The organism is Herbaspirillum lusitanum, from assembly GCF_026127345.1.
GTDB classification, from domain to species: Bacteria; Pseudomonadota; Gammaproteobacteria; order Burkholderiales; family Burkholderiaceae_D; genus Herbaspirillum; species Herbaspirillum lusitanum.
This window is the reverse complement of record NZ_QXFG01000016.1, coordinates 122,880-136,718: the sequence shown is the minus strand read 5'-3', so window position 1 is coordinate 136,718 and position 13,839 is coordinate 122,880. Positions and strand designations below refer to the sequence as shown.

Here is a 13,839-nt window from a genome sequence, read left to right as displayed (position 1 = left end):
CCTAGGTTTTTTAAAGGGATGTGACATGAGCAATAAATTAACCACCTCGGCCGGCGCCCCGGTCGCCGACAACAACAACATCCAAACTGCAGGTCCGCGCGGTCCTGCGTTGCTGCAAGACGTCTGGTTCCTCGAAAAGCTGGCCCATTTCGACCGTGAAGTCATCCCCGAGCGTCGCATGCACGCCAAGGGTTCGGCCGCCTACGGCACGTTCACCGTGACGCATGACATCACCAAATACACCAAGGCAAAGATCTTCTCCGAAGTCGGCAAGAAAACCGACCTGTTCCTGCGCTTCTCGACCGTGGCCGGCGAGCGCGGCGCGGCCGATGCCGAGCGCGACATCCGCGGTTTCGCCATCAAGTTCTATACCGAACAAGGCAACTGGGACCTGGTCGGCAACAACACGCCGGTGTTCTTCATGCGCGACCCGCACAAATTCCCCGACCTGAACCGCGCCGTCAAGCGCGATCCCAAGACCAACCTGCGCAGCGCCAACAACAACTGGGATTACTGGACCCTGCTGCCCGAAGCGCTGCACCAGATCACCATTGTCATGAGCGACCGCGGCCTGCCGCGCTCGTATCGCCACATGCACGGTTTCGGCAGCCATACCTTCAGCTTCATCAATGCCGCCAACGAACGTTTCTGGGTCAAGTTCGCCTTCAAGACCCAGCAAGGCATCCAGAACCTGACCGACGCCGAAGCCACCGATCTGGTCGGCCGCGATCGCGAAAGCTCGCAGCGCGATTTGTTCGATGCGATCGAGAACAAGGACTTTCCGCGCTGGAAGCTGTTCGTGCAAATCATGCCCGAGAAGGAAGCCGGTTCTTATCACCTCAACCCGTTCGACCTGACCAAGGTGTGGCCGCACAAGGACTATCCTGAAATTGAAGTCGGCGTGCTGGAGCTCAACCGCAATCCGGAGAACTACTTTGCCGAAGTCGAACAGGCCGCTTTCTCGCCGGCCAACGTAGTGCCTGGCGTGGGCTTCTCGCCGGACCGGATGCTGCAAGGCCGTCTGTTCTCGTACGGCGATGCGCACCGCTATCGTCTCGGCGTGAACCATTATCAGATCCCGGTCAATGCGGCGCGCTGCCCGGTCCATACTTCGCATCGCGACGGCGCCATGCGCGTTGACGGCAACCATGGCGCGACCCTCGGCTACGAGCCGAACAGCTACGGCCAATGGCAGGAGCAGCCCGACTTCCGCGAGCCGCCGCTGGCGCTGGAAGGCGCGGCCGATCACTGGAACCATCGCGTCGACGAGGATTACTACTCGCAGCCGCGCGCCTTGTTCCAGCTGATGACGCCGGCCCAGCAGCAGGTCCTGTTCGAGAACACCGCCCGCGCCATCAACGGCGCCTCGGAACCGGTCGTGCAACGCCATATCGACAATTGCGCCAAGGCCGATCCGGCCTATGGCGCAGGTGTCGCGAAGGCAATTGCGGCGCTCAAGGCAGGCAGCAAATAAGCATGGCCATACTTGCCGGAAGGTAGTCCCGGCATCGAAAAACGCCGCTGTTCCGCAAGGACGGCGGCGTTTTTCATAGATAAATAAATTTGAATATTTGCGACGTTCATACCGAAAATCCACCGTATCGCCATCGCCCCTGAAATGGACTAAGATGGACGTCCCGGATTTCAACAAGCAAGTCAGTCCGCCCCCGGAAAGACTTCGGTAATTCAACAAAAGGAGTGAAACATGGATGACGTCGTCATTGTTGCAGCACAGAGAACAGCGGTCGGTAAATTCGGCGGTTCCTTGTCGAAAATCGCCGCCTCGGATCTCGGCGCGCAAGTCATCAAGGCCTTGCTGGCAAAGACCGGCATCAAGCCGGAAAGCATCAGCGAAGTCATCCTCGGCCAGGTGCTGACAGCCGGCGTCGGCCAGAACCCGGCGCGCCAGGCGGTGATCCGCTCGGGCCTGCCCGACATGGTCCCGGCCTTCGTGGTCGGCAAGGTCTGCGGCAGCGGCCTGAAAGCCGTGCAACTGGCGGCGCAGGCGATCAAGTGCGGCGACGCGCAGATCGTGATTGCCGGCGGCCAGGAAAACATGAGCGCCTCGCCGCACGTGCTGAACAATTCGCGCGACGGCTTCCGCATGGGCGACGCCAAGCTGACCGACACCATGATCGTCGACGGCCTGTGGGACGTCTACAACCAGTACCACATGGGCATCACCGCTGAAAACGTCGCGAAGAAATACGACATCTCCCGCAAGGAGCAGGACGAGTTTGCCGCTGCTTCGCAAAACAAGGCGGAAGCTGCGCAAAAGGCCGGCAAGTTCAAGGACGAAATCGTCCCGATCGAGATCAAGAACAAGAAGGAAACCATCGTTTTCGACACCGATGAATTCGTCAAGCCAGGCGTCACTGCCGAAGCGTTGGGCGCGCTGCGTCCTGCTTTCGACAAGGAAGGCACCGTCACCGCCGGCAACGCCTCCGGCATCAACGACGGCGCCGCGGCGGTGGTCCTGATGTCGGCCAGGCTGGCGGCTGAACTGGGCCTGCCGGTGCTGGCCAGGATCAAGTCGTATTCCTCGGCCGGTCTGGACCCGAGCATCATGGGCATGGGCCCGGTGCCGGCGTCGCAACTGACCTTGAAGAAGGCCGGCTGGACCCCGCAAGACCTGGACCTGATGGAAATCAACGAAGCCTTTGCCGCGCAAGCGATTGCCGTCAACAAGCAAATGGGTTGGGACACCAGCAAGATCAACGTCAACGGCGGCGCGATTGCGATCGGCCACCCGATCGGCGCGTCAGGCTGCCGCGTGCTGGTCACGTTGCTGCACGAAATGGTCCGACGCGACGCCAAGCGCGGTCTGGCCAGCCTGTGTATCGGCGGCGGCATGGGCGTGGCGCTGGCGGTTGAGCGTTGATGCCTCGTCGGGTTTGTAACCTGGCGCGCCCCTGAGCAACATATGCAGCAGAACATGCCGGCCTTGCGGAAGCTTCCAGGGCCGGCATTTTCATTTGACACGATTTCATCTGAACCGGCATGGACACCACCCGCATCGATAAATGGCTCTGGGCGGCGCGCTTCTTCAAGACGCGTTCGCTGGCCACCGACGCCGTCGAGCGCGGCAAGGTGAAGCTGCGCGGCGAGCGCACCAAGCCTTCGCATGGCGTCAAGGCCGGCGACATGCTGCAGATCGACAACGGCGCCACCGAATGGGAAGTCCAGGTCTGCGCCATTTCGGACAAGCGCGGTTCGGCTGCCGTGGCGCAGGGGCTCTATGGCGAAACCGCCGCCAGCGTGGAAAAGCGCCGCCTGCTTGCCGAACAGAACCATTTCTTCAAGGAACCGACGGCCGCGCTCAAAGGCCGTCCGACCAAGCGCGACCGCCGTTTGCTCGATCAATCGTCCTCCTGACGCCTCATCGCCGCCGGCGATAAATCGCGATCTTGCCGGCCCGCAAGCACCGCCCTCGCTGCAATTTGATGACGCCCTCACTTTTCGTTTGACATTTACCAGGCAATGAATAATAGTACGACCGTTCGTATAAAAAATTCTGCGCTGCCCAGGTAGGCCGAAGACAACAATAAACCCCGGTGCAGCAGACCCAAAAGTTGGCGTTTTCCGAGATACAGCAATGATTGAGACATCATCATCCGTGACACGGCCGAAGTTCATGCGCAAGGGCGAGCTCACGCGCGCCGCGATTCTTGACATGGCATTGGAGTTGTCCAGCCGCGACGGCCTTGAGGGCCTCACCATCGGTTTGCTCGCCGAAAAAATGAAGATGAGCAAATCCGGCGTGTTCGCCCATTTCGGCTCGCGCGAAGACCTGCAGATCGAAGTGGTGCGCCTGTACCACCATCGTTTCGAGCAGGAAGTTTTCTATCCCAGCATCAAGGAGCCGCGCGGCCTGCAGCGCCTGCAAGGCATGTTCGCGCGCTGGGTCAAGCTGGTCAGCGTGGAAATCGCGCTCGGCTGCATCTACATCAGCGGCGCGGTCGAATACGACGACCGTCCCGGCGCCATCCGCGATCACCTGGTGGCGATGGTGCAGGCATGGCGCGACGCGCTGCACCGCTGCATCAATCAATCGATGGAAATGGGCCACCTGCGCAGCGACATCAATGTCGAGCAGATGGTCTACGAAATCTACGGCCTGATCCTGGCGCTGCATCACGATGCACGCTTCCTCAAGATCCCGGGCAGCGTGGAACGCGCGCAGGCCGGTTTCGATCGCCTCATCGACAGTTACCGCAACCCGCAAGTGCCGCAGATTTCCGCGTCTGCCAAGACCGCCAGCAGCAAAACCACAAAACCGCCTGCAAAAAAAGCAGCTTGATTTAGTCAGAATTATTTCTATCAGTTCCGCCGGAGACAACCATGCCCCAATACAACGCCCCCCTTCGCGACATGCAATTCGTTCTGCACGAGCTGCTGAAGGTCGAAGACGTCCTCAAGACCTTGCCGGCGCACGCCGACACCAACCGCGAACTGATCGACCAGGTGCTGGAAGAGGGCGGCAAGTTCACCTCGCAGGTATTGTTCCCGCTGAACCATTCGGGCGACCGCGAAGGCTGTACCTACAACAAGGAAACCAAGACCGTCACGCCGCCGAAGGGCTACAAGGAAGCCTACAAGCAGTACGTCGAAGCCGGCTGGGCGGCATTGTCCTGTGATCCGGAGTTCGGCGGCCAGGGCTTGCCGCTGGTGATGAACAACTCCTTCTACGAAATGCTGAATTCGTCGAACCAGGCCTGGACCATGTATCCCGGCCTGTCGCATGGCGCCTACGAATGTATCCACGCGCACGGTTCCGACGAGCAAAAAGCGCTGTACCTGCCGAAGCTGATCTCCGGAGAGTGGACCGGCACCATGTGCCTGACCGAAGCCCACTGCGGCACCGACCTCGGCATGCTGCGCTCCAAGGCCGAGCCGCAGGCCGACGGTTCCTACAAGATCACCGGCAGCAAGATTTTCATCTCCGCCGGCGAGCACGATATGTCCGACAACATCGTCCACCTGGTGCTGGCGCGCTTGCCGGATGCACCGCAAGGCTCCAAGGGCATCTCGCTGTTCATCGTGCCGAAATTCATGCCGAACGCCGACGGTTCGCTGGGTGCGCGCAACCCGATCGCCTGCGGCGCCATCGAAGAAAAGATGGGCATCCACGGCAACGCCACCTGCCAGATGAACCTGGACGGCGCAGTCGGCTGGCTGATCGGCGGGCCGCACAAGGGGTTGAACGCGATGTTCGTGTTCATGAATGCCGCCCGCCTGGGCGTCGGCATGCAAGGCCTGGGCCTGACCGAAGTCGCGTACCAGAACGCGCTGGTCTACGCCAAGGACCGCATCCAGATGCGCAGCCTGTCGGGCGTCAAGGCGCCGGACAAGGCCGCCGATCCGATCATCGTGCACCCCGACGTGCGCCGCATGCTGCTGACCGCCAAGGCCTACGCCGAAGGCGGCCGCGCATTCTGCTCCTACGTCGCGCTGCAACTGGACAAGGAACTGAATCATCCCGACGAAGAAGTCCGCAAGGAAGCCGCCGACCAGGTCGCGTTGCTGACGCCGATCGTCAAGGCCTTCATAACCGACAATGCCTGGATCGCCACCTCCGAATGCTTGCAAGTCTACGGCGGCCACGGCTACATCTCCGAATGGGGCATGGAGCAATACGTGCGCGACGCCCGCATCAACATGATCTATGAAGGCACCAACACCATCCAGTCGCTGGATTTGCTGGGCCGCAAGATCCTGATGGACAACGGCGCAAAATTGAAAAAGTTCGGCGCGCAAGTGCAGGCCTTCATCGAAGACAACGGCACCGACGAAGCCATGTCCGAGTTCATCTCGCCGCTGGCCGACATCGGCGACAAGGTGTCCAAGCTGACCATGGAAATCGGCATGAAGGCGTTCCAGAATCCGGACGAAGTGGGCGCCGCCGCGGTGCCATACCTGCGCGTGGTGGGCCATCTGGTCTACGCCTACTTCTTCGCGCAAATGGCCAAGATCGCACTGGAGAAGCAGGATTCCGGCGACAGCTTCTACAAGTCCAAGCTGGCCACGGCACGCTTCTACTTCGCCCGCCTGCTGCCGGAAACTGCAACCCTGATCCGCCAGGCGCGTTCGGGCTCGGCCAACCTGATGGCGCTGGACGCGGACCTGTTCTAAGTCACCGTTCAACCGGCAAGCTGTGCAGTCACGCCGAGGCAAGTTTCCAGAACCTCGCCGTCACGCTGCTGTCATCACTGCACAGCATGCTGTAAAAAATTGCGGGAAGGCGTAGAGTGTCGCAAGCCGTCGGGGTTTTCCGGGTTTGTCGTCATGTCCTCCGCTTCCTGATTAGCCAGACCTCATTTCTGCATCACTAAAAGGAGACACGCGTGTCCAACTTCATCGTCAAAAAAGTAGCCGTTCTCGGCGCGGGTGTGATGGGCGCCCAGATTGCAGCGCACTGCATCAACGCCAAGGTGCCGGTCGTCCTGTTCGACCTGCCGGCCAAGGAAGGCCCGAAAAACGGCATCGTCCAGCGCGCCATTGAAAACCTGAAAAAACTCAGCCCCGCGCCCTTGGGCAACAAGGAAGATGCATCGCTGATCCAGGTCGCCAACTACGAAGACGACATCGAATTGCTCAAGGGTTGCGACCTGATCATTGAAGCCATCGCCGAGCGCATGGACTGGAAGCACGACCTGTACAAGAAGGTCGCACCGCACATCGCACCGAACGCGATCTTCGCCTCCAACACTTCCGGCCTGTCGATCACCGCGCTGTCGGACGGCTTCGACGCCGAACTGAAAGCGCGCTTCTGCGGCGTGCACTTCTTCAACCCGCCGCGCTACATGCACCTGGTCGAACTGATTCCGACCGCGACCACCAATCCGGAAATCCTCAACCAGCTCGAAGCCTTCCTGACCACCACGCTGGGCAAGGGCGTCGTGCGCGCATTCGATACGCCCAACTTCGTGGCCAACCGCGTCGGCGTGTTCGGCATCCTGGCCACCGTCATCGAAGCGGAAAAATACGGCCTGTCGGTCGACGTCGTCGATGACCTGACCGGCGCCAAGCTGGGTCGCGCCAAGTCGGGCACTTTCCGCACTGCGGACGTGGTCGGCCTGGACACCATGGGCCACGTCATCAAGACCATGCAGGACAACCTGAAGGACGATCCGTTCTTCTCCTCGTATGCGACGCCGCCGTTGCTGGCCAAGCTGGTCGAGCAGGGCGCGCTGGGCCAGAAGAGCGGCGCCGGTTTCTACAAGAAGGTCGGCAAGGACATCCTGCGCATCGATCCGGCCAAGGGCGACTACGTCCCCGGCGGCGGCAAGGCCGACGACATCATTGCGCGCATCCTGAAAGAAAAGGATCCGGTCAAGCGCATGAAGGCGCTGCATGATTCCACCAATCCGCAAGGCCAGTTCCTGTGGGCGATCTTCCGCGATGCCTTCCACTACATCGCCGTGCATCTGGAAACCGTCGCCGACAATGCGCGCGACCTCGATTTCGCCATGCGCTGGGGCTTCGGCTGGAGCGTCGGTCCGTTCGAGACCTGGCAGGCTTCCGGCTGGCAGCAAGTCGCCACCTGGATCAAGGAAGACATCGACGCCGGCAAGGCATTGTCGACGGCGCCGCTGCCGGCATGGGTGTTCGATGGCCGTGAAGGTGTCCACAGCGCACAGGGTTCCTGGTCGCCATCGAAGAAAACCAACGTTGCCCGTTCCGAACTGCCGGTCTACCAACGCCAGGCCTTCCGCGCACCGCTGGTCGGCGAAGGCGCGGCCGATGGCAAGACTGCCGGCACCACCTTCTTCGAAGACGACTCGGTACGCATCTGGCATCAGAACGACGACGTCCTGATCCTGTCCTTCAAGACCAAGATGCACGTCATCGGCCAGGGCGTCATCGACGGCATCAACAAAGCCCTCGACGAAGCCGAGAAAAACTTCAAGGGCCTGGTGATCTGGCACGCGGATGCAGCCGAAGGCGGCGCGTTCTCGGCCGGCGCCGACCTGCAATCGATGCTGCCGCTGTTCATGTCGGGCGGCGTCAAGGCCATCGAGCCGGTCGTGCATCACCTGCAACAGGCGCATCAACGCCTCAAGTACGCCAACGTGCCGGTCGTCGCTGCGGTTGCCGGACTGGCGCTGGGCGGCGGTTGCGAATTGCTGCTGCATACGGCCAAGCGTGTTGCTTCGATCGAATCCTACATCGGCCTGGTGGAAGTCGGCGTCGGCCTGATCCCGGCCGGCGGCGGTCTGAAAGAAGCAGCCGTGCGCGCCGCCAGGGAAGCCAAGGGCAACGACATCCTGCAGTTCCTCAAGGACTACATGCTGGCCGCGGCCACCGCCAACGTCTCCAAGTCGGCGCTGGAAGCACGCAAGCTGGGTTACCTCAAGGCGGATGACGTGATCGTCTTCAATCCTTACGAATTGCTGCACGTGGCCAAGGTCGAAGCACGCGCGATGTCCGATTCCGGCTACCGTCCGGCGCTGGCGCCGCAAGTGCCGGTGGTGGGTCGCTACGGCGTCGGCACCATCATGGCGCAACTGGTCAACATGCGCGACGGCGGCTTCATTTCCGCACACGACTTCAAGCTGGGCCAGATGATCGCCGAGATCGTCAGCGGCGGCGAAGTCGAAGAGGGCAGCGTGGTCAACGAACAATGGTTGCTGGACCTGGAACGCAAGGCGTTCATGGAACTGCTGAACCATCCGAAGACCCAGGAACGAATCATGGGGATGATGCAAACCGGCAAGCCGGTTCGTAACTAATGCACGCGACTGCACGCATCCACATAGAAAATCAGGAGCCATAAATGACCAAACAACTTCAAGACGCCTACATCGTCGCTGCGACGCGCACCCCGATCGGCAAAGCGCCGCGCGGCATGTTCAAGAACGTGCGCCCGGACGACCTGCTGGTGCGCGCGATTCAATCTGCGATTGCCCAGGTCCCGGGCCTCGATCCGAAACTGATCGAAGACGCCATCATCGGCTGTTCTTTCCCTGAAGGCGCGCAAGGCCTCAATATGGCGCGTAACGCCGTGCTGCTGGCCGGCTTGCCGAACACCATCGGCGGCGTGACCATCAACCGCTATTGCGCATCCGGCGTCACCGCGATTGCGATGGCAGCGGACCGCATTCGCGTCGGCCAGGCCGACGTCATGATCGCCGGCGGCGCCGAGTCGATGTCGATGGTGCCGATGATGGGCTTTCATCCATCGGTCAACATGGGCGCGTTCAAGGACGAAAACATCGGCATGGCCTACGGCATGGGCCTGACCGCAGAAAGAGTCGCCCAGCAATGGAAGGTCTCGCGCGAAGCGCAGGATGCTTTCGCACTGGCGTCGCATCAGAAGGCCATCGCTGCGCAACTGGCCGGCGAATTCAATGATGAAACGACCCCGGTCGACATCATCGAGCGCTTCCCCAACCTGGCTACCGGCCAGATCGACATCAAGACCCGCACCGCCAGCAAGGACGAAGGCGCGCGCGCCGACAGCACCATCGAAGCACTGGCCAAGTTGAAGCCGGTGTTCGCCGCCAAGGGCAGCGTTACCGCGGGGAACAGCTCGCAGACTTCGGACGGCGCCGGCGCCCTGATCCTGGTCAGCGAAAAGATCCTCAAGCAATTCAACCTGACCCCGCTGGCGCGTTTCGCCTCGTTTGCCGTACGCGGCGTGCCGCCGGAAATCATGGGCATCGGTCCGAAGGAAGCCATCCCCGTCGCCCTGCGCGCGGCCGGCATCACCCAGGATCAGCTGAATTGGATTGAGCTCAACGAAGCCTTCGCGGCGCAGGCGCTGGCCGTGATTCAGGATCTGGGCCTGGATCCATCCAAGGTCAACCCGATGGGCGGCGCGATTGCACTCGGCCATCCGCTCGGCGCGACCGGTGCGATTCGTGCAGCGACCACCATCCACGCGATGCGTCGCAAGAACCTGAAATACGGCATGGTCACGATGTGCGTCGGCACGGGCATGGGTGCCGCAGGTATTTTCGAACGCATGTAAGCCAGAACCAAAACGACAAAGCTAGGAATCAAGCCGCACAGTCATTGGCCGTGCGGCTTTTTTTATCGGAGACATATGGAAATCGAACTCACCAAAAGCAACGGCGTCCTGACCATCGCCTTCAACCGCGAAGAAAAGAAGAACGCCATCACCGCCGCGATGTACCAGCAGTTGGCCGACGCCCTCAAGGACGCCGAAACCGACAACGCGGTGCGCGCCATCCTGTTCACCGGCAAGCCGCAGATCTTCACCGCCGGCAACGACCTCGAGGACTTCCTCAAAAATCCGCCCAACAGCAAGGACGCGCCGGTGTTCCAGTTCCTGTGGGAGATCAGTCACGTCGGCAAGCCCATCGTGGCCGCCGTGTCGGGTGCTGCGGTCGGCATTGGCACTACCTTGCTGCTGCATTGCGACCTGGTCTATGCCGCCGACAACGCCAAGTTCTCGATGCCGTTCACGCAACTGGGTTTGTGCCCGGAAGCCGCCTCATCGCTGCTGCTGCCGCATATCGCCGGCTACCAGCGCGCCGCCGAAAAGCTGCTGCTGGGCGAGCCCTTCGACGCCGCCGAAGCGCACGCCATGGGCATCGTCAACCGCGTGCTGACGGTGGAGGAATTGCTGCCGTTCGCCCAAAAGCAGGCCGCCAAGCTTGCCGCACTGCCGGCCAGCTCGGTGCGCGTCACCAAGCAGTTGATGAAGAAGAACCGCGTCGCCGCCACCGAAGCGCAGATGGCGGCCGAGATCGAACACTTCGCAAAGATGCTGACCGCGCCGGAAGCCAAGGAAGCCTTCACGGCATTTTTTGAAAAACGGCGACCGGATTTTAGCAAGTTCGCCTGAATATCACGGAGAGCTACGATGCTGTTCGCTTCGGCAGGGATTGCTACTTCGCACCCATGCGCAGCGCGCCGTCCATGCGGATGACTTCGCCGTTCAGGTATCGGTTTTCCAGGATGTGTTCCACGAGCGAGGCGAACTCTGAAGGCTTGCCCAGACGAGGTGGAAACGGGACCATTTTCCCCAGAGAGGAAAGGACTTCAGCCGGCATGTCGAGCATCATCGGCGTTTCAATGATGCCGGGCGCGATGGTCATCACCCGGATGCCATATCGCGACAACTCCCTGGCCAGCGGCAACGTCATGGCGACCACTCCGCCTTTGGAGGCGGCATAAGCGGCCTGGCCGACCTGGCCATCGAACGCCGCGATGGAAGCGGTATTGATGATGACGCCTCGCTCTCCGTTTCCAGACGGTTCATTCTCACTGATGGCTTCAACCGCAAGCCTCGCCATATTGAAGGTGCCGATCAGGTTGATGTTCACCGCACGCACAAAGCTTTCCAGCCGGTGAACACCTTCCTTGCCTAATACTTTCTCAGCTGGTGCAATGCCGGCGCAGTTGATGAGGCCGACTACACTCCCCATGGATTTGGCAACCGCGAAAGCCTCTGCGGCGCTACTCTCGCTCGTGACGTCGGTTTGAATGAACTTGGCGTGCCCACTGAGTGCAGCTTCCGCTTTGGCTCCTGCAACCGGATTCACATCCGCCAGAACGACCAGGCCTCCCGCAGCGACAATTGCGCGCGCAGTGGCAGACCCGAGTCCCGATGCTCCTCCGGTTACGACATATACACCAGCCTTGATTCCCATCTCTGTTCCTTAAGTTTTACATCAAACGGTTTGTGTTTGCGAAGACGGTCCCGTAGTCGACCTGGCTCCGGAAAGGTCATGGTTGATGAGCATCACAGCAACAGCGCCTATCAGGCCGGCCACGGCGATGCCCAGGAAGTTCTGTTCCAGGGGAAGTTTCAATGTGACCAATGCACCAATCAGAACTGGGGCAATGATTGCGCCAAGACGCCCGACGCCCGATGCGAAACCGACACCGGTGGAGCGGATAGCCACCGGGTAGAACTCGCCCGCGTATGCATACGCCAGAAGCTGGGTGCCAAGGGTGGAGGCGCCAACGACGAAGACGACTGCAAACAGCAACCAGGTCTCCTTGGTGAATCCCATCAAGGTCAGCGAAATGGCTCCCACGACGTAGAAGGCAACGAGCACATGCTTGATGTTGAATTTGTCTCCGAGCCAGCCGCCGCCGACGGCGCCTGCCATGGCGCCGAAGTTGAACACCAGGACAAAGTTCAATGCGGAGCCCAGGCTGTAACCGGCCATCGCCATGAGTTTGGTCAGCCACGAGCTCAGGGAATAGACCATGAACAGACCGGTGAAATAAGCGACCCAGATCATCAAGGTGCTGAAGCCGCGACCGTTGGCGAAAAGCATCTTCACCGGTGCATTGGCCACGCGTTCGGCGACTGGCAGGATGAATTCCTCGTTGCCGTTCAAACGAAGTGCCGGATTGATTTTCAGTGCAATTTCCGCCAGCCTGGCTTGACGCCCTTTCCTGTGCAGCGTTGCCATCGACTCAGGCATCGTCTTCAGAATGAAAGGGATGAGCAGCACAGGGAGACCGGCGACGAAGAAGACCGATTGCCAGCCATACGACTCAATGAGCTGTTTTCCGGTCAGGGCGACCAGGACGCCGCCGACAGAATATCCGGCGAACACAAGGGTGACGAGACGAGCACGAACTTTTACGGGCGAAAATTCGCCCATTTGTGCAGTGACCACCGGCAGTACTCCACCAATGCCCAAGCCGGCCAGGAAGCGAAGAGCGCTGAAGCTTATCGGATCGTGTGCGAGGCCGGCCGCCGCAGTGAAGACACTGAATGTCCCTACGCCGACCGCCAGCATCAGTGGGCGGCCAATCTTGTCCGCCAATGTGCCGAAAAACATCGCACCGAACATCATGCCGAATAAGGCCGAACTGGCCATGAAGCCGGCGCTCGACGCATCGACACCCATCTCTTTCATGATGGACGGAAGTGCTGCACCTACGACGGCCAGGTCATAGCCGTCCAGGACGAGAATCAGCACGCCCCAGAACAGAATCAAGCGATGGAATTTATTGAATTTGGCTTCATTGGCCAATTTGATTACGTCAATCTGTTGCATGTCGTCCTCCGGTTTTATTGTGGGTGCTACCTGTTGTGAAACTTGGTGAATGAAGCCACTCCTTCGCGTTTGGTTATCAAGGTGTTTTCAATTTTTTCTGGTGCCGCGTGGCCCAAACTCATGCCGCAAACGAGCATTTCGTCTGCGGTGAATTCGAGTTCGGCAGAGATGATCTTGTGGTACTTCATGAACGCGGCTTGCGGACAGGTGCTCAGACCGTGTGTTCTTGCGGCGACCATGATGTTCTGCATGAACATGCCGCAATCGAGCAGGCTTCCCTGCCGCATCACGCGATTGACCGTAAAGATCAAGCCGACGGGTGCATCGAAGAAGGAGTAGTTGCGGCCGTGCTGAGCATGCATGCGCTCTTTGTCGCCCTTCTGGATCCCCAGAAGCCCGTAGAGATTCCAGCCAACGTCGCGTCGCCTGTCGATGTACGGAGATATCCAATTTGTTGGGTAGTAGTCCCACTCATCCTGATGCTGAGCGGCCAGAGCAGGATCGTTGTCAACCGTGTGAATGGCAGAGCACAGTCTTTCCCTGGCGTCGCCGGTCACGACATGCACGCGCCATGGTTGCAGGTTCACTCCGGTGGCGGCGAATCTGGCGATGTTGAGGATGTCTTCGATTTGCTCCCTCGGCACCTCGGTGGGAAGAAAAGCGCGAATGCTGCGCCGCGAAGCGATTGCCCATTCGACTGCTGCGCGCAGCATGTCTTCGCCAATGGCTGGGGGAAGTCCCGCACGATCCATCTTCGTCTCCTGATTATTTTTGATGCCGAGCGATGTCGGCGTATGGGCGGAGATTAGTGGCGATGTCGAATCCGTGTTGTCTTGTTCAAGACATTGTC

At 60.3% G+C, this 13,839-nt stretch carries 11 protein-coding genes; 8 read left to right on the top strand and 3 right to left on the bottom strand.

Going from position 1 to position 13,839, the window contains the following annotated elements; genetic code table 11:
• Positions 1-25: 25 nt before the first annotated feature.
• The 8 genes from DXT88_RS21395 to DXT88_RS21360 all read left to right on the top strand — a co-directional run bounded on the left by DXT88_RS21395 (position 26) and on the right by DXT88_RS21360 (position 10,813).
• The gene (locus DXT88_RS21395) at positions 26-1,474 is read left to right on the top strand and encodes a catalase (RefSeq protein WP_265215965.1); all 1,449 of its coding nucleotides are present in this window, start codon (positions 26-28) and stop codon (positions 1,472-1,474) included.
• A 231-nt stretch (positions 1,475-1,705) separates the two neighbouring features.
• Complete coding sequence (locus DXT88_RS21390) at positions 1,706-2,881, top strand: acetyl-CoA C-acetyltransferase (RefSeq protein ID WP_265215964.1); 1,176 nt, start codon at positions 1,706-1,708, stop codon at positions 2,879-2,881.
• Between the two features lie 119 nt (positions 2,882-3,000).
• On the top strand, positions 3,001-3,375 hold the full coding sequence (locus DXT88_RS21385) for an RNA-binding S4 domain-containing protein (protein ID WP_265215963.1): 375 nt from the start codon (positions 3,001-3,003) through the stop codon (positions 3,373-3,375).
• Between the two features lie 220 nt (positions 3,376-3,595).
• On the top strand, positions 3,596-4,300 hold the full coding sequence (locus DXT88_RS21380; RefSeq protein WP_265215962.1) for a TetR/AcrR family transcriptional regulator: 705 nt from the start codon (positions 3,596-3,598) through the stop codon (positions 4,298-4,300).
• 41 nt (positions 4,301-4,341) lie between these two features.
• A complete protein-coding gene (locus tag DXT88_RS21375; RefSeq protein ID WP_265215961.1) occupies positions 4,342-6,132 on the top strand; it encodes an acyl-CoA dehydrogenase C-terminal domain-containing protein in 1,791 nt (596 codons plus the stop codon).
• Between the two features lie 212 nt (positions 6,133-6,344).
• A complete protein-coding gene (locus DXT88_RS21370) occupies positions 6,345-8,732 on the top strand; it encodes a 3-hydroxyacyl-CoA dehydrogenase/enoyl-CoA hydratase family protein (RefSeq protein WP_016835366.1) in 2,388 nt (795 codons plus the stop codon).
• 44 nt (positions 8,733-8,776) lie between these two features.
• Positions 8,777-9,973, top strand: coding sequence for an acetyl-CoA C-acyltransferase (locus DXT88_RS21365; RefSeq protein WP_265215960.1), 1,197 nt, complete (start codon positions 8,777-8,779; stop codon positions 9,971-9,973).
• Positions 9,974-10,048: 75 nt separating this feature from the next.
• Positions 10,049-10,813, top strand: coding sequence for an enoyl-CoA hydratase (locus DXT88_RS21360; RefSeq protein ID WP_265215959.1), 765 nt, complete (start codon positions 10,049-10,051; stop codon positions 10,811-10,813).
• Between the two features lie 43 nt (positions 10,814-10,856).
• Here DXT88_RS21360 and DXT88_RS21355 read toward each other — a convergent pair whose 3' ends face one another.
• From DXT88_RS21355 to DXT88_RS21345, 3 genes are read right to left on the bottom strand one after another with little or no spacing between them, the layout of a single operon-like run.
• A complete protein-coding gene (locus tag DXT88_RS21355) occupies positions 10,857-11,621 on the bottom strand; it encodes an SDR family NAD(P)-dependent oxidoreductase (protein WP_265215958.1) in 765 nt (254 codons plus the stop codon).
• 21 nt (positions 11,622-11,642) lie between these two features.
• Complete coding sequence (locus DXT88_RS21350) at positions 11,643-12,989, bottom strand: MFS transporter (RefSeq protein ID WP_016835362.1); 1,347 nt, start codon at positions 12,987-12,989, stop codon at positions 11,643-11,645.
• Between the two features lie 26 nt (positions 12,990-13,015).
• Positions 13,016-13,741 (bottom strand): nitroreductase, encoded by a 726-nt coding sequence (locus DXT88_RS21345; protein ID WP_265215957.1) that lies wholly within the window; start codon positions 13,739-13,741, stop codon positions 13,016-13,018.
• Positions 13,742-13,839 lie beyond the last annotated feature (98 nt).